The 16,323-nt window shown below is 64.0% G+C and carries 18 protein-coding genes and 1 pseudogene; 12 read left to right on the plus strand and 7 right to left on the minus strand.

Annotation, left to right across the window (positions count from 1 at the left end; translation table 11 throughout):
- The first annotated feature begins 49 nt into the window (after window positions 1-49).
- From ACZIRK_RS39540 to ACZIRK_RS39550, 3 genes are all read left to right on the plus strand, one after another.
- Window positions 50-538, plus strand: a complete 489-nt coding sequence (locus tag ACZIRK_RS39540; RefSeq protein WP_028167946.1) for a MarR family winged helix-turn-helix transcriptional regulator — start codon at window positions 50-52, stop codon at window positions 536-538.
- Window positions 539-634: 96 nt separating this feature from the next.
- Window positions 635-2,005: a glutamate--cysteine ligase gene (locus tag ACZIRK_RS39545; protein ID WP_028167945.1), complete on the plus strand. Its 1,371-nt coding sequence runs from the start codon at window positions 635-637 to the stop codon at window positions 2,003-2,005.
- 184 nt (window positions 2,006-2,189) lie between these two features.
- Window positions 2,190-2,744 carry a PAN domain-containing protein gene (locus ACZIRK_RS39550; RefSeq protein WP_165435316.1) on the plus strand — a complete coding sequence of 185 codons (555 nt, stop codon included), beginning with the start codon at window positions 2,190-2,192 and terminating at the stop codon, window positions 2,742-2,744.
- A 6-nt stretch (window positions 2,745-2,750) separates the two neighbouring features.
- Here the strand turns inward: ACZIRK_RS39550 and ACZIRK_RS39555 are convergent, their stop codons facing one another.
- The 5 genes from ACZIRK_RS39555 to ACZIRK_RS39575 all read right to left on the minus strand — a co-directional run bounded on the left by ACZIRK_RS39555 (window position 2,751) and on the right by ACZIRK_RS39575 (window position 6,746).
- Window positions 2,751-3,320, minus strand: coding sequence for a nucleotidyltransferase family protein (locus ACZIRK_RS39555; protein ID WP_130227283.1), 570 nt, complete (start codon window positions 3,318-3,320; stop codon window positions 2,751-2,753).
- Between the two features lie 103 nt (window positions 3,321-3,423).
- Window positions 3,424-3,765: an MmcQ/YjbR family DNA-binding protein gene (locus tag ACZIRK_RS39560; protein ID WP_130227284.1), complete on the minus strand. Its 342-nt coding sequence runs from the start codon at window positions 3,763-3,765 to the stop codon at window positions 3,424-3,426.
- A gap of 146 nt (window positions 3,766-3,911) precedes the next feature.
- Complete coding sequence (gene lepB, locus ACZIRK_RS39565) at window positions 3,912-4,682, minus strand: signal peptidase I (RefSeq protein ID WP_130227285.1); 771 nt, start codon at window positions 4,680-4,682, stop codon at window positions 3,912-3,914.
- A complete protein-coding gene (gene tldD, locus ACZIRK_RS39570; protein ID WP_130227286.1) occupies window positions 4,682-6,106 on the minus strand; it encodes a metalloprotease TldD in 1,425 nt (474 codons plus the stop codon). Before tldD ends, lepB begins: the two co-directional genes overlap by 1 nt.
- A gap of 103 nt (window positions 6,107-6,209) precedes the next feature.
- On the minus strand, window positions 6,210-6,746 hold the full coding sequence (locus ACZIRK_RS39575) for an invasion associated locus B family protein (RefSeq protein ID WP_028167940.1): 537 nt from the start codon (window positions 6,744-6,746) through the stop codon (window positions 6,210-6,212).
- Window positions 6,747-7,245: 499 nt separating this feature from the next.
- Between ACZIRK_RS39575 and coxB the strand changes: the two genes are divergently transcribed.
- The 8 genes from coxB (at window position 7,246) to ACZIRK_RS39615 (ending at window position 13,801) form a co-directional block, all read left to right on the plus strand.
- The gene (gene coxB / locus ACZIRK_RS39580) at window positions 7,246-8,085 is read left to right on the plus strand and encodes a cytochrome c oxidase subunit II (protein ID WP_130227287.1); all 840 of its coding nucleotides are present in this window, start codon (window positions 7,246-7,248) and stop codon (window positions 8,083-8,085) included.
- A gap of 90 nt (window positions 8,086-8,175) precedes the next feature.
- On the plus strand, window positions 8,176-9,786 hold the full coding sequence (gene ctaD / locus ACZIRK_RS39585; protein ID WP_028167938.1) for a cytochrome c oxidase subunit I: 1,611 nt from the start codon (window positions 8,176-8,178) through the stop codon (window positions 9,784-9,786).
- A 68-nt stretch (window positions 9,787-9,854) separates the two neighbouring features.
- Window positions 9,855-10,790 (plus strand): heme o synthase, encoded by a 936-nt coding sequence (locus ACZIRK_RS39590; protein ID WP_130227288.1) that lies wholly within the window; start codon window positions 9,855-9,857, stop codon window positions 10,788-10,790.
- 18 nt (window positions 10,791-10,808) lie between these two features.
- Window positions 10,809-10,973, plus strand: a complete 165-nt coding sequence (locus ACZIRK_RS39595) for a hypothetical protein (protein ID WP_028167936.1) — start codon at window positions 10,809-10,811, stop codon at window positions 10,971-10,973.
- 12 nt (window positions 10,974-10,985) lie between these two features.
- A complete protein-coding gene (locus tag ACZIRK_RS39600) occupies window positions 10,986-11,627 on the plus strand; it encodes a cytochrome c oxidase assembly protein (protein ID WP_130227289.1) in 642 nt (213 codons plus the stop codon).
- A gap of 49 nt (window positions 11,628-11,676) precedes the next feature.
- Window positions 11,677-12,573 (plus strand): cytochrome c oxidase subunit 3, encoded by an 897-nt coding sequence (locus tag ACZIRK_RS39605; protein WP_028167934.1) that lies wholly within the window; start codon window positions 11,677-11,679, stop codon window positions 12,571-12,573.
- A gap of 74 nt (window positions 12,574-12,647) precedes the next feature.
- Window positions 12,648-13,037, plus strand: coding sequence for a DUF983 domain-containing protein (locus ACZIRK_RS39610; RefSeq protein ID WP_130227290.1), 390 nt, complete (start codon window positions 12,648-12,650; stop codon window positions 13,035-13,037).
- Window positions 13,034-13,801, plus strand: coding sequence for an SURF1 family protein (locus ACZIRK_RS39615; RefSeq protein WP_130227291.1), 768 nt, complete (start codon window positions 13,034-13,036; stop codon window positions 13,799-13,801). Before ACZIRK_RS39610 ends, ACZIRK_RS39615 begins: the two co-directional genes overlap by 4 nt.
- Window positions 13,802-13,825: 24 nt before the next feature.
- Here ACZIRK_RS39615 and ACZIRK_RS39620 read toward each other — a convergent pair whose 3' ends face one another.
- Window positions 13,826-15,157, minus strand: coding sequence for a histidine kinase (locus ACZIRK_RS39620; protein ID WP_130227292.1), 1,332 nt, complete (start codon window positions 15,155-15,157; stop codon window positions 13,826-13,828).
- Between the two features lie 82 nt (window positions 15,158-15,239).
- Here ACZIRK_RS39620 and ACZIRK_RS39625 point away from each other — a divergent pair, with 82 nt between their 5' ends.
- Window positions 15,240-15,884, plus strand: a complete 645-nt coding sequence (locus ACZIRK_RS39625; protein WP_028167930.1) for a response regulator transcription factor — start codon at window positions 15,240-15,242, stop codon at window positions 15,882-15,884.
- 329 nt (window positions 15,885-16,213) lie between these two features.
- Here ACZIRK_RS39625 and ACZIRK_RS39630 read toward each other — a convergent pair.
- Window positions 16,214-16,323 (minus strand): annotated as a pseudogene (locus tag ACZIRK_RS39630) (IS5/IS1182 family transposase); the annotation flags it as partial.

Consider the following 16,323-nt stretch of genomic DNA (forward strand, 5'->3'; position numbering starts at 1 on the left):
AGGTGCATTCAGTACGGTAGACTTTGTACCGACGATGACGGACTAGGCCATGAAACGCAAACCATCGACCGAGGCGACCGCCGCCTGGATCCGCCTGATGCGGGTGCAGAGCCGGGTGCTCGACGCCGTCGAGCAGGACCTGAAGAAGGCCGGCTTTCCGCCGCTCGCCTGGTACGATGCCCTGCTCGAGTTGTCGCGCGCGCCGTCGGGAGAGTTGCGGCCGGTGGAATTGGAGCGGCAGATGCTGCTGCCGCAATATTCGACGTCGCGGCTGATCGATCGCCTGGTGGACGAGGGGCTGGCGGCGAGGCGCGAATGCAAGGTCGACAAGCGCGGCCAATTCGTCGAGATTACCGAGGCGGGACGTGAATTGCAGAAGCGGATGTGGGGCGCCTATTCGGCGGCGATCGAGAAGCATGTCGGGTCGAAACTGTCTGACGTCGACGCGGTCAAGCTCTGCGCGCTTCTGGACCGGCTGGGATGTTCCTGCAGCGACGCCAAGTCGCCTGCGATAAGAGACGGCGTGACTGCCCGATGATATCATTGTTGCCACCAGCATCCGCGGGCCGCCTGGTTCGTGGATGCCCCTGCCACCGCGCGCATTCGATCGAAGCGCTTCAGTATCGGAATTCGTATGGCGCGTGACCAGATCGATATGACGCCACTCCAATCGCGCGACGAACTGGTCGCGTGGATCGAGGCGGGCGTGAAGGATCCTGCCGATTTCCGGATCGGGACCGAGCATGAGAAGACGCCGTTCACGCTGCAGGGCCATCAGCCCGTGCCGTATGAAGGGGCGCGCGGCATCGGCGCCTTGCTCGACGGCATGAAGCTCCTGCTCGGCTGGGAGCCGATCGTGGAGAACGGCAACATCATCGGTCTCTACGACGTCACCGGGGGAGGCGCGATCTCGCTCGAGCCGGGCGGCCAGTTCGAATTGTCCGGCGCGCCGGTCGAGACCGTGCATCAGACCCAGAGCGAATTGATGGCGCATCTGGCGCAGGTGCGCGAGATCGCAACGCCGCTCGGTATCGGCTTTCTCGGCCTCGGCATGACGCCGTCCTGGTCTCGGGCAGAGATCCCGGTGATGCCCAAGGGCCGCTACAAGATCATGACCGGCTACATGCCGAAGGTCGGCAAATACGGCATCGACATGATGTACCGCACCTGCACGGTGCAGACCAATCTCGACTTCTCCTCTGAAGCGGACATGGTGAAGAAGCTGCGCGTATCGCTTGCCTTGCAGCCGATCGCGACCGCGCTGTTCGCCAACTCGCCGTTCACGGAAGGCAAGCCGAACGGCTTCCTGTCGTTCCGGTCCGAGATCTGGCGCGACACCGACAATGCGCGCTCGGGCATGCTGCCATGGGCGTTCGAGGACGGCATGGGGTTCGAGCGCTGGGTCGATTATGCCCTCGACGTGCCGATGTATTTCGTCAAGCGCGGCGACGACTATCTTGACGTCTCCGGCACCTCGTTCCGCGATTTCTTCGAGGGCAAGAATCCTGCATTGCCCGGCGAGCGTCCAACCCTGTCGGACTGGGCCAATCATCTCTCGACGATCTTTCCGGAGGTGCGGCTCAAGCGCTATCTGGAAATGCGCGGCGCCGATGGCGCGCCATGGGGCCGGCTGCCGGCATTGCCGGCATTCTGGGTCGGGCTGCTCTATGACAACGACACGCTGGATGCGGCCTGGGATCTGGTGCGGAACTGGACCGCGCGGGAGCGGCAGGCGCTGCGCGACGACGTGCCGCGCTTCGGCTTCAAGGCGCGGATCAAGGACCGCTATCTGTTCGAGATCGCTAAAGAGTGTCTCAAACTGTCACATGCCGGTTTGCGGCGGCGTAACCGCATCGACCAGATCGGCCGCGACGAGAGCCGCTATCTCGAGCCGCTGGAGCGGATCATCGATTGTGGCCGGACGCCGGCGGAAGAGCTGCTGGACAAGTTCAACGGCGCCTGGAACGGCTCCGTCGAGCCGGCCTATGATGAATGCGCGTTCTAACCCTATCCGCTTGTTTTGATGCATGTTCTTTGCCTGCGTGGCGCTCACGCCACACGCAGGCCGGCCGTCACAGCAACTGGTGTGCCAGCTTGCCGCATTTTTGAGCCGTTCATCCAGCGTACAGGTTGGCGGCGCTCAAATGACCACCCGCGGTGAGCGCGGGGGACAGTCGAAAGCGTTGGATATGAGAATTGGCCGCCTCTTCTGGGCGAGTGTGGTGACGTTCGCCTTGTTGGCGGCCGTAGCGACGTCGCGGCCGGCGCAGGCGCAGGTCAACTTCGATCGCCCCGGCGGAGATTACCTCAGTTCGCCCGTTGCCTCGGGCGACCCGGCCGATTGCGCGCTGTTGTGCGAGCGCGATCGCCGCTGCCGGGCCTGGAGCTTCAACTATCCGACCGACATCACCACCGGCGCGGTGTGCTGGCTCAAGAACAGCGTGCCGCAGCGCGCGCAGAATAATTGCTGCGTCGCCGGCGTGCGCGGCGCCGGCGTCGTCGAGCCGCGCAACGGCACGGTCGAGACCTCGATCGATCGTTTCGGCGGCGACTACAAGAGCTTCGACCTGAAAGCAGGCGAGGGCGACGATATCTGCAAGGCCGCCTGCGCCGCCGACAACAAGTGTCGCGCCTGGACCTTTGCGCGCCCCGGCTATGCCGGCCGCGAGCCGCACTGCTTCCTGAAAAAGGACATCAAGCCGCCGCGACGCAAGGCCGGATTCACCTCGGGCGTGGTGCGGTAATTCTTGTCAGTGGTCCGCCGGCAGTACCCTGATCTCCGGCCACAGCGCCTTCCACCTCGCCGCCTTCTTCTCGTAATTCGCCGCCGAAAAATTCGCTCCCGGGTTCGGCCGCACGATCATGTTGGCGACGTCATCGAATCCGTGGGGCGCATAGACCTCATAGCCTTCCGCCGTGCGGCGGATTCCGATCTGGGTGTTCTTGGTAAGAAACCGGTCGATGCCATCGGTCGAGCGTGTCAATGGCGGGTAGGGCAGGCCGTGCTTTTCGGGATACCAGAGATGGACGCGCGCCTGGTTGCGCACTTCGACGGCGACGCCGAGGTGCCGAACCGCATCATGCACGCGTTTGATGATCCGGTCCTCGGCTTGCCAGGATGTATCGCAATCGAAATAGAAAATGTCGTAGTCGCTGATGCCGTAATCGACCGCACGATGCGTCCTGACGTTCCAGACCGTCTGCGCCAGGCACCCCGCCACGAGCCACGCGTCGGGCAGTGCCAGCCGCAGCAGCTCATCGGCGATGGCGGCATTGGCGGGATTGCGCAGCGCCGCCGCGAGGAATTCGTCTCGATTCATGAGGCTCCGTAGGATGAGTAGTCCCCTAAGGTGGGCAAAGCGACGCGTGCCCACCACCAGCACTCTGCTCGGGATGGTGGGGCACGCGTCGCTTTGCCCCACCCTACGAATTAACATCGTGAGCTTTCACCGCAGCCTTCGATGCCAGCATGCGCCAGTAGCGGCGCAACAGCGGCTCGACGATGCTGCGGCTCGCCTTCGACAGTCGGATCAGCACGATCGGATAGTCGCGATAATGATCGGTGAAGTAGAATATCTTCGGCCGGCTCTCGATGAGCATGTCACGCTCGTCCTGCGGCACGGCAGGCATGACCAGGCTGTCGCCGTCTTCCTTCAGGCGCACGAGCATCTTCTTGCGCACTTTCAATGCCGGCGTGCCGTAGGAGGTGCCGTCCTCGACCTCCGGCCACGCCAGCGCGATTTTCCTGACGTCGTCGAAGGTCATGCGGGTAGCCCCATCGTCTCCCTTATCCCGAGGAGCCGCGAAGCGGCGTCACGAGGGATGGGCCACGGGCCTCATGGTTCTCCCGGCGATGCGAAGCATCGTCCGGAGACGCGCGAAGACGCACTCCTCACCATGAGGAGCTGGCATTAGTGCACCGAGGTAAAGAACCGCGCGAACCGAAAGCCTGACGGCCAGGTCCAGACCGGCTGGCTGCGCATGCCCATGTCCCATGAGCCGACCACTGCGTCGGCGCGGCCGATCAGGTTGTTGACCGGCAGTAGTCCGACGCCGCCGTCGCGCACGGAGACACGGCTGTCGGCGGAATTGTCCCTGTTGTCGCCAAGCACGAACAGTTCTCCCGGCGGCACGGTGACCTCAGGCGTGTTGTCGAGGCGGCCATTGTCGCGCATCTTGAAGATCGCGTGGCTGACGCCGTTCGGCAGCGTCTCGATATAGCGATAGGCGGTTTCGGTGTGGCCACGGTCGTCCTCGGCTTCGCCGATGCCGTCGGGCTTCAACGTCGCGGGATGGTCGTTGATGAAGAGCTGGCCCTGCCGCATCTGGATGCGGTCGCCGGGCAGGCCGACCACGCGCTTGACCCAGGCCTGAGAGCGGTCGCCGGGCCAGCGGAACACCACGACGTCGCCGCGCTGCGGCGGCTCGCCGAACAGCCGGCCGCTCGACTCCGGGAGCGTGATCTGGATCGGCAGCGAGGCTGTCCCGTAACCGTAAGGGTATTTCGACGCGACCAGCGCATCGCCGATCAGAAGCGTCGGCTCCATCGAGCCTGACGGCACGTAGAACGGCTCGGCGATCGCGCCCTTGGCGAGGAACACGACAGCGACGATCGCCGCGAGTTGCGCTGCTTGCGAACGCCAGCTTGTCGGCTTGCTGACCGCCACTTCGTTGTTGCTCACTAGCCGGTTCCTCCTACGGTGATCCGCTCCATGCGCAGCGACGGCTGGCCGACCCCCACGGGCACGCCCTGGCCGTTCTTGCCGCAAGTGCCGATGCCGGTGTCGAGCGCGAGATCGTTGCCGATCATGGTGATGCGGTTGAGGTCGGTCGGGCCGTTGCCGATCAGCATCGCGCCCTTCAGCGGCGCTCCCAGCTTGCCGTTCTCGATCTTGTAGGCCTCGGTGCACTGGAACACATATTTGCCCGAGGTGATGTCGACCTGACCGCCGCCGAAATTGGCGGCATAGATGCCGTTCTTCACCGAGGCGAGGATCTCCGCGGGATCGCTGTTGCCAGCCAGCATGTAGGTATTGGTCATGCGCGGCATCGGCACGTGGGCATAGCTCTGTCGCCGGCCATTGCCGGTCGGCTTCATGTTCATGAGCCGCGCGTTCTGGCGGTCCTGCATGTAGCCGACCAGGACGCCGTCCTCGATCAGCACGGTGCGGTTGGTCGGCGTGCCCTCGTCGTCGATCGAGAGCGAGCCGCGGCGCGAGGCCATGGTGCCGTCGTCGACCACGGTGACGCCCTTGGCGGCGACCTGCTGGCCCATCAGGCCCGCGAAGGCCGAAGTCTTCTTGCGGTTGAAATCGCCCTCGAGCCCGTGGCCGACGGCTTCATGCAGCATCACACCGGGCCAGCCGGCGCCCAGCACCACGTCCATCTCGCCGGCCGGTGCCGGCACCGATTCCAAGTTGACCAGCGCCTCGCGCAGCGCGCCGTCGGCAGCGTCGCGCCAGGCTTTGGTCTCGATGAAACGGGCGTAACCTTCGCGGCCGCCATAACCCTTGCTGCCGCTCTCCTGCCGGTCGCCCTGACCCGCAACGACGGAAATGTTGACCCGCACCAGCGGCCGGATGTCGCGATAGCTCTCGCCGTCCGGCCGGACGATTTCCACCACCTGCCAGGTCGCAGTCAGGCTCGCGGAAACCTGCCGCACCCGCGGGTCCTTGTCGCGGATATAGGCGTCGATCTCACCGAGCAGCTTGACCTTGGCCTCGAAGCCAGGCGCATCCAGCGGGTTCTCGTCGCCGTAAAGCTTCACATTCGTGTGCGCGGGCGCCGCGGCGAAGCTGCCGGAATAGCCGCCGCGCACCGCATGCACCGCATCGGCGGCGCGAATCAGCGCCGGCAGCGAGACGTCGGAGGAATGCGCGTAGCCGACCGCGTCGTCCTTCACCGCGCGCAGGCCGAACCCCTGGCTGGTGTCATAAGTCGCCTGCTTCAAGCGCCCATTGTCGAACACCAGGGCCTCGGTCTGTCCGAATTCCAGGAACAATTCGCCGTCGTCCGCCCCCTGGAGCCCGCGCGCGAGCTCGCGGCGCACGGCATCGCGGTCGAGATTGGCGCGGTCGAGCAGGGAGGTTGTGGCGGGACTGGTCATGACGACTCCGAATTCAACGCAATTACATCCCGTTCATGTTTGGCTTGGCCGGGACATCATCGTTCAAGATAGGCGCTGTTGCAGCAATTCGGGAGAGGTCGCCTCACGGCAACTTGTCATACCCCTCTGCCAGCCCGTTCAAGCTGAGCGGAAAGCCGATGCCCTCTTCGGGGGTCTCGAAGATGATGAACGTCGCGGTCTTGGCGCCCCTGAGCTGGCCGAGCAGCTTGTCGTCCATCACAACTTCGGCGACGCAGCCGTTGGGCAGGCAGCGGACGAAACCGGCGCGGCCGACGTCCTGATTGTCGAGCTTCAACCCGAGCCCGGAGGGAAGCAGGACGCCGAGCGGCGCGACCACGCGCATCAGGCGGCTTTTCTGGTCGGCGGTCTTCAGCACGATCACGGTGAGGCCGGCATTGGAACGGTCCTCGGCGACCACGCTCTGAATCAGCGCGCATTGCTCGCTCTGGGCGCCCGGCGGGGTGTCGCAGCGGATCTGCCAATCGCCATGGACCGAGCGGACCGCCCCCTGGGCGTGGGCCGCTTGCAGCAGGCCTAACATGAACACGAGCGCCAGGAGGCCGCCCAGCCAGTTGGCGGCACTCCAGCTACGTCCGCTGTGATGTTTCAAAGCGCCCATCCGGGTCGATCCTTTGATGGCCGGCCATGCCGGCTTGGTTTCCCCGGCCAAGGTCGGGTGCATTGCCCGGCTGCCGGCGGCACGCAAAACGACTGATACCGCAATGACGGCGCCTTGAAGGCGATCCCCAAGCAAATCTCGCGCCGCGGTGGGGACGCTTCGCGCGAATCAGGTTCCTGCGGAGCGCCCAGCCTGTGGGTACATCCAGCAATCGCCCTGTCAAGCGGCGTTGCCCGCGGAAGTGGCGCTATCGCCTGATTTATCGAGAAAATGTCACATCACGGGAATAGCCGATCGCGCATGGCCTGAGGCCCTACTACTGCATTGCGAGCGCCTGCGAATTATGGTTTGAGAGGCTAGATTTCGACGCGTTCTAACGATCTGGCCCCTGTACTTTCCGAAAGTGCGTCCGGCAGGCCGTTTGTGAGGGCGGATCGTGCTGCATCCACGCCGTGTGGCGGGGGTGCTAAGGGGATAAATCATAGGGAGCGCGAGCGGCATGAGGATGTCGATGGGCCTGATGGGCCGGCGGTTGCTGGGGGGTGCGGTAGCGGGCATGGCGCTCGCGGCCGGCGGGACGGCATTCGCCGAATTGGGGCAGCCGGCGCCCTGGGAAGTCACCCTGCAGCAGGCGGCCTCCCCGGTGATGGAGAACATCGTCTGGTTTCATAACTTCCTGCTGGTGGTCATCACTGTGATCACGCTGTTCGTGCTGGCGCTGCTCGTCATGGTGGTGATGAAGTTCAACGCGCGCGCGAATCCGGTCCCCTCCAGGACCACCCACAACACGCTGATCGAGGTGGCCTGGACGCTGGTTCCGGTGCTGATCCTGGTCGGCATTGCGGTGCCGTCGTTCCGCCTCCTGTTCCTGCAGCTCGACGTGCCGAAGTCGGACCTGACCATCAAGGTCACCGGCAAGCAGTGGTATTGGTCCTACGCCTACCCGGATAACGGCAAGTTCGAGTTCGACTCGCTGCTTGCCCAGGACAAGCAGCCGCGGCTGCTCGGCGTCGACAATGAGATGGTGGTGCCGGTCAACAAGGTGATCCGGATCCAGACCACCGGCGCGGACGTTATCCACTCGTTTGCGGTGCCGGCCTTCGGCATCAAGATCGACTCGATCCCGGGCCGTCTCAACGAGACCTGGTTCAAGGCCACCAAGACCGGCATGTATTACGGCCAGTGCTCCGAGCTGTGCGGCAAGGATCATGCGTTCATGCCGATCGCGGTGCGGGTCGTGGAGGATCAGGAATTCGCGAGTTGGGTGGACGCCGCGAAGAAGAAATTTGCCAGCAGCCCGGCGAATTCATACGCCTCGATTGGTCAGGCGTCGCGGTAAGGCTGCAAGCCCGGGGGCGGGCGCGCATCGGAAGAATAAGGGCGATGGGACCGCAAAGGTCCAAAGGGAATTGGCTTAAGGATCTAGGACATGGCAACAGGCGCAGCGACACACGATCACGCCCATGATGATCACGGCCATCCGACCGGATGGCGCCGCTATCTCTACTCCACGAACCATAAGGACATCGGCACGATGTACCTTATCTTCGCGGTCATTGCGGGCATCATCGGGGCTGCGATGTCGATCGCGATCCGCGCCGAGCTGATGTATCCGGGCGTGCAGATCTTCCACGAGTCCCATACCTACAACGTGTTCGTGACCTCGCACGGCCTGATCATGATCTTCTTCATGGTCATGCCGGCGATGATCGGCGGGTTCGGCAACTGGTTCGTGCCGCTGATGATCGGCGCGCCCGACATGGCGTTCCCGCGCATGAACAACATCTCGTTCTGGCTGTTGCCGGCCTCTTTCGCGCTGCTCCTGATCTCGACCTTCGTCGAGGGCGAGCCGGGCGCCAACGGCGTCGGCGCCGGCTGGACCATGTACGCGCCGCTGTCGACCTCGGGCCATCCGGGGCCGGCGGTCGACTTTGCGATCCTGTCGCTGCACCTCGCCGGTGCCTCCTCGATCCTGGGCGCGATCAACTTCATCACCACGATCTTCAACATGCGCGCACCAGGCATGACGCTGCACAAGATGCCGCTGTTCGTGTGGTCGATCCTGGTGACGGTGTTCCTGCTCTTGCTGTCGCTGCCGGTGCTCGCCGGCGCCATCACCATGCTGCTCACCGACCGTAACTTCGGCACCGCCTTCTTCGCGCCCGATGCCGGGGGCGACCCGGTGCTGTTCCAGCACCTGTTCTGGTTCTTCGGCCATCCTGAAGTGTACATCCTGATCCTGCCGGCCTTCGGCATGATCAGCCAGATCGTCTCGACTTTCTCGCGCAAACCGGTGTTCGGCTATCTCGGCATGGCCTACGCGATGGTCGCGATCGGCGGCATCGGCTTCGTGGTGTGGGCGCACCACATGTACACGGTCGGCATGTCGTCGGCGACGCAGGCCTACTTCGTCGCCGCCACCATGGTGATCGCGGTGCCGACTGGCGTGAAGATCTTCTCCTGGATCGCCACGATGTGGGGCGGCTCGATCGAGTTCAAGGTGCCGATGATCTGGGCGATCGGCTTCATCTTCCTGTTCACGGTCGGCGGTGTCACCGGCGTCGTGCTGGCGAATGCCGGCGTCGACCGCGTGCTACAGGACACCTACTACGTGGTGGCCCACTTCCACTACGTGCTGTCGCTGGGCGCCGTGTTCGGCATCTTCGCAGGCTGGTACTACTGGTTCCCGAAGATGTTCGGCTACATGTACAGCGAGACCATCGGCAAGCTGCACTTCTGGTTCACCTTCATCGGCGTGAACCTGGTGTTCTTCCCGCAGCACTTCCTCGGTCTGTCGGGCATGCCGCGCCGCTATGTCGACTATCCGGACGCGTTCGCCGGCTGGAACCTGGTCTCCTCGGTCGGCTCCTACATCTCCGGCTTCGGCGTGCTGATCTTCATCTACGGCGTGATCGACGCCTTCGTCCGCAAGGAGCAGGCGGCCGCCAACCCGTGGGGCGCCGGCGCCACCACGCTGGAATGGACGCTGTCCTCGCCGCCGCCCTTCCACCAGTTCGAAGTGCTGCCGCGCGTGCAGTAAAGGAAACAGTGACGCGCCCTTAGGGGCGCGTCACGCTCTCTGCTTGATTTTAAGGGAACGAGACCATCGTGTCGGTTGTCGATCACAATGCCATCGAGTTGCCGCGGATCTCCGAGGCCGAGGTCGGCGACTACATCGCGCTTCTGAAGCCGCGGGTGATGTCGCTCGTGATCTTCACCGCGCTGGTCGGCCTGATGATCGCGCCTGGTCACGTCCATCCGGTGCTGGCCTTCACCTCGATCCTCTGCATCGCGGTCGGCGCCGGCGCCTCCGGCGCGCTGAACATGGCCTATGAAGGCGATATCGACGCGTTGATGACGCGCACTGCCAACCGGCCGATCCCACGCGGCCGCATCACAAGTGGAGAAGCCACCGCCTTCGGCCTGACGCTGGCGTTCTTCTCGGTGATGACGCTCGGCATCCTGGTCAACTGGGTCGCGGGCGCGCTGCTGGCCTTCACGATCTTCTTCTATGTCGTGATCTACACGATGTGGCTGAAGCGCTGGACTGCGCAGAACATCGTGATCGGCGGTGCCGCTGGCGCGCTGCCGCCGGTGGTGGCCTGGGCGGCGGCAACCGGCTCGTTGTCGATCGAGCCCGTGCTGTTGTTCCTGATCATCTTCTTCTGGACCCCACCGCATTTCTGGGCCCTGGCGCTGTTCCGCAGCGACGACTACGCCCGCGCCGGCGTGCCGATGCTGCCCGTGGTCGCCGGTCCCGACGCGACCCGGCTGCAGATCCTGCTCTACACGATCGTGCTTGTCGCGATCGCGGTGGCGCCGTGGCCGCTCGGCTATTTCGATGCGGTCTATGGCGTCGCCTCGCTCCTGCTCGGGTCGGGCATGCTCTGGCTCGCGGTCGACGTCTATCGCCGCCGCGAGGGCAAGGAAGCCAATCGCGCCTGCCGCAAATTGTTTGCTTTCTCCATTTTTTATCTGTTCGCGCTGTTCGCGACCTTGCTGGTCGAGGTTGCCTTCCGCACCGTTGCATCATGGGTCGGGTAAGGAGCGCATGAACACGCAATGGATGACAAACGCGAGCAAGAAGGAATTGTCCTTACCGAGGCGCAGCTCAGGAGCCGCCGCCAGCGCTCGATCGCCATTGCGCTCGCGCTCGGTGTCCTGGTCGTGCTGTTCTTCGCGGTCACCCTGGTCAAGGGCCCGGCCGTCCTGGTGCGGCCGATCTGAGATGTGATCGAGATGGCGCAAGAGACGACCACGCCCAGGCAGTCCGGCACGAGCCAAAAGGCGTCCCGCCGCACGCTGACGCGTGACGCGGTGGTTGCCTCGATCTGCGGCTTCGTCGTCGTGCTGATGGTCGGCGCGTCCTATGCGGCGGTGCCCTTTTACAACTGGTTCTGCCGCGCCACCGGCTTCAACGGCACCACCCAGGTTGCGACCTCTGCGCCGGCGGAGGGTCCGCTCGCCCGCAAGATCGAGGTTCGCTTCGATGCCAATGTCGCGCCGGGCCTGCCCTGGAAGTTCGAGCCCGAGCAGAACGAGATCGAAGTCAGGATCGGTGAGGTCGTCACCGTCTTCTACACGGTGACCAACCAGTCGGCGCGGGCGACGACGGCCCAGGCGGCTTACAATGTCGCGCCGCTGACGGTCGGGGCCTACTTCCAGAAGATCAACTGCTTCTGCTTCACCGAGCAGACCCTGGCGCCGGGCGAGAAGCGGGAGATGCCTGTCGTGTTCTATGTCGATCCGGCGCTGGTTGCCGACCGCGAGAACGACAGCCTGAAATCGATCACCCTGTCCTACACTTTCTATTCCGTGCGCGATCCGGTCCCGAAGCCAGTGGCCTCCGGCGAGTCGGACAAGCGCAAGGGCAATCTTTGAATTTCTGAGACGAATACGTGCCTGACGGCACGCGAACGGAGAGACTGCAATGGCTGAGGCGCACGTCAAGCATCACGATTACCATCTCGTCGATCCGAGCCCCTGGCCGGTGGTCGGCTCGATCTCGGCCTTCATCATGTGCTTCGGCGCCATCGGCTGGATGCATCACATGTTCACGGGCGCGCCGATCGTGTTCGGCATCGGCGTGATCGGCGTGCTCTACACCATGGCGAGCTGGTGGGGCGATGTGATCCGCGAGGCCCAGTACAAGGGCGACCACACCCGTGTGGTGCAGCTCCATCACCGCTACGGCATGATCCTGTTCATCGCCTCCGAGGTGATGTTCTTCGTCGCCTGGTTCTGGGCGTTCTTCAACGCCGCGCTGTTCCCGGCCGATCCGGTCCATGCCGCCCGCGACGCGATCTTCGGTTGCGGCGCCGGCACCGCCGCCGGCGCCTGCGCCGTGCCGGGCACCTGGCCGCCGCATGGCATCGAGACCTTCGATCCCTGGCACCTGCCGCTGCTCAACACGCTCTTGCTGCTCACCTCCGGCACCACGGTGACCTGGGCCCACCATGCGCTCTTGGAAAACGATCGCCAGGGCCTCAAATACGGCCTGATCCTCACCGTGCTGCTCGGCGCGGCCTTCACCTGCGTGCAGGCCTATGAATACGCCCATGCGACGTTCTCGTTCGGCGGCAATGTCTACGGCTCCGTGTTCTTCATGGCGACCGGCTTCCATGGCGCCCACGTGATTATCGGCACCATCTTCCTCCTGGTCTGCCTGTTCCGCGCCTATGCTGGCCACTTCACGCCGAAGCAGCACCTCGGCTTCGAGTTCGCCGCCTGGTACTGGCACTTCGTCGACGTGGTCTGGCTGTTCCTGTTCATTTGCATCTACGTGTGGGGCCGCGGCGCCGAAACCATGGCGCACGCCGCGCACTAACCCGCCGTGACGTGCTACAAGGGGCGGCCAGATGGCCGCCCTTTTGCTTTCGCGAGTAAAGATCGAACGACTTGATGCCAGCCGACACTCCCCCGACGGTCACCGAGAGCGCGCTCCGCGGCATCGCCTGCCGCTGTCCGCGCTGCGGCAAGGGCAAGCTCTATGCGGGCTTCCTCACGCTGGCTCCGCGCTGCGAGAGTTGCGGGCTGGATTATGCCTTCATCGATTCCGGCGATGGGCCGGCGATCTTCATCATCATGCTGGCCGGCGCGATCGTCGTTGCCTGTGCGCTGATTGTGGAGGTCAAGTACCAGCCGCCGTTCTGGGTGCATGCGGTGCTCTGGCTGCCGCTCATCGTCGTCGTCACGTTGCTGCCGCTGCGTTCGATGAAATCGCTTTTGATCGCACTCCAGTTCCACCACAAGGCGGCGGAGGGCCGGCTGATCAAGCGCGAGCAGAAATGACCGCAGCATCCACGCAACGGCGCGGCGCCGCTGGCTTCGGCATTTTCACGTTGATCCTGGTGGTGGTGTTCACGGGCCTCGGGATCTGGCAGTTGCAGCGCCGGGTCGAGAAGCATGCGCTGATCGCGGCCCTCAACGAGCGCCTGGCGGCGGCGCCCGAAGCGCTGCCGCAGCCTTCGCAATGGGCCGCGCTACGTCCAGTGAGCGACGAATTCCGCCGCGTCACTTTCACTGCAACCTATGCGAAGCTGCCGGATGCGATGGTATTCAGTTCTGGCTCCGCGGTCCGTGACGACATTTCCGGTCCCGGCACCTGGGCGTTTCTGCCGGCGCGCCTGCCTGACGGCGAGATCGCCGTGATCAATGCCGGCTTTGTGCAGAACACGATGCAGGATCGTGCCCAACAGGATCGCGCGGTCGCGCCGCTGATCACGGGCGAACCGGTCAAGCTGAGCGGCTATCTCCGCTTTCCCGAGGGGGCCGGCTCGCTGACACCGAAGGAAAATCCAGCAAAACGCCTATGGTTCGTCCGCAATCATCTCGCGATGGCGAGCGCGCTCGGCTGGGGCGAGGGCGGCAAGGCCGTCGCGCCCTTCTACATCGATCTCGAGTCGCCCGTGCCCGACAGCGGCATTCCCAAGCCGGGACCGCTGAAGGTCAATCTCAAGGACGACCACATGCAATACGCCATCACCTGGTTCACGCTCGCCGTGGCGGTGTTGATCGTCTTCGCATTGTGGTTTCGCGGCCAACGTCGCGCGTAGATCATGCCGCGCCGAGCGCGGCGATCAGCCAAGCGCGCTGTCGCCGACCGGCAGGAGGCAGCGCACGATGGTCCGTCCGTCTTCGCGCACCAGCTCGAGCGTGCCGCTCAGCGCGCGGGCCCGTTCCTGCATCCCGGTCAGCCCTCGGCCGAAGACGGAGTCCTTGGGAAGGCCGATGCCGTCGTCCGATACCTCCACGATCAGCTCCGCCGCCTTCATCGAAGCCTCCACGGTGACCGAGCGGGCTCGGGCATGGCGCAGCACGTTGGTGATGCTCTCCTGGATCACGCGATAGACGGTCTGCGAGAGCAGACCCTCGATCGCATTCAGCCTGCCGTCGATGTGCGAGACGAGCTTGAGCCCGGGCGCTTGCGCGCGCGCATATTGCAGTAACGTCTCGATGCTTTTTTCCAGCCCCAAGTCCTGGATGTAGAGCGGCCGCAGCCGGTCGAGGATGCGGCGGTTGGCCTGCTGCAGCGCTTCGACCGATTGCAGGATGCCGTCGACGGAGGCCGCAAGTTGCAGGTTGCCATGCGGGAGAGCTTCGAGCAGCGCAACCGCTTTGGCGCGAATGCCGAACAACAGCGGTCCGAGCTCGTCGTGCAGTTCGCGCGCCATATCGCGCCGCTCGTCATCCTGCAGCGAGACGATCCGGCGCAGCAGACCTCGATTGTCCTGGCTCAGCAAGCTCAGCGTGCGGGCAAGTTCGTTGGCTTCCTCGGCGCTTCGGCGGATCTCCGGCGGGCCCGACGGGGGGATGAGCTGCTTATAATCACCCCCGCGCATGCGGGTGAGGCCTTCGCCGAGATCCTGCAGGGGACGCAGCACGGCGCCGGAGGTGAAATAAGCGATAGCGCCGGTGAGCAGCGTCAGCGCAACCACGGAGAATGTGATCGCAACAAAGCCGATCCATTTCTCGAAAATATCGGCCGACAGGTCGGGCGAGAAAATGATCTCACCGACCTGCTTGCCTTCGATCCGGACGGGGAACGATGCGCCCACCTCCGGTATCGTGAGCAGGTCCACGAACCATCGCGGCACCCGTCCGATCGGGGTTTGCACCTCGACCCGCGGCCGCGGGTGGCTTGCACCGTCGGGTTGGAAGCGGATGGCTTCGGAGGTGCCGAGCGCTTGCGCAAAGGCATCCAGCGTCGCTTGCGGATTGGCCGAGGTCCGAAGCGCGCTGTTGAGCGCGTCGGCAACCACCCTGGCCGAACGTGCGGCCGGTGCGCTCTCGTCCGACAGTTGCTCCGGCACGAAAAGCTGCAGCGAACCCGCTCCGATCAGGAGCGCCGCCACGAACATGATACCGAGCGGAAGGAAGAACCGCGTTCGGAGCGAACATTTTTTCCACATTTGGATAATTCTAATTCGCTCCGGTGGTTTTTTCTTTTCACCGGTTCCCGGGGACCTATGTTCTGGATACAGAATGCAAGTGATGCAAGATACGCCGAAACCGGCCACAAGAATATTGATTGTCGATGACCACCCGGTAGTGTTGTCCGGGTGCCGGTCGCTGTTCGCTTCCGACAGCTCGGTGAAGATCGAGGAAGCCACCGACGCCAAGTCGGGACACCGCGCCTATGTCAGCAAGAAGCCTGATGTTACCGTCATCGACATCAACCTCCCGGATGTTTCCGGGTTCGAGTTGATGCGCCGGATCCGCAAGGAGGATCCAGAGGCCAGGATCATCATGTTCAGCATGAACGACGATCCGGCCTTCGTCGTCCGCGCGGTGGAAGCAGGCGCCCAGGGCTATGTTTCAAAGACCGACGATCCCAGGGTGTTCGTGAAAGCCGTCCGCAAGGTCGCGGCAGGGGACAATTACATATCGCCGCACCTTGCCGAAGCCGTGACCTTTTCGGGCGCCGCCATCAAGGCCAATCCGGCCTCGCTGATGTCGCCGCGCGAACTGGAAATCCTGCGGCTGCTTGGCCGGGGCGACAAGATCGGCGAGGTCGCCGCGGCGCTCAACATCTCCTACAAGACCGTCGCCAACACCACTTCGCTTCTGAAGCAGAAGCTGGGCGCCAAGAGCCATTCCGACCTGATCCGTATCGCCGTCGAAATGGCGTTGGGCTGATCCTCACCGCCTGCGGAACTGGTCGCGCCCGAAGGCGCGACCGTTCCCATCGCTTGCATTCGCTTCTGCCGGGGCAATTCGGGAACAGCAGGGCGGTGCAGGCGATTCCTAGAGCTTCTGATCCAATGTGCCGGAGCGTCGGCCGCGCCGCTGATCGCTGCTGCGCTGGCCTCAATGGCGGACATAAACGGGAAGAAACGGCAATGGTTCCGACGCGCCAGAGATCGGCGAGCGATCGAGTCTTGCCGGTCGTGCACCACGGGCCTGTAGAAAGGTGCGAGAAAGAAAGAACCGCACCGCGCCAGCGATGGACTAGGTCGCGTGGACAGTTATCTTAGCCAGAGCAGAGTTGCGGCGATAGCGACGACAGCGAAGTAATTTCGTGCGGTTTTTTCGTAGCGCGTAGCAACGCGCCTGAAACGCTTCAGTTTCGAGAAGC

The organism is Bradyrhizobium sp. Leo114 (genome assembly GCF_055229415.2).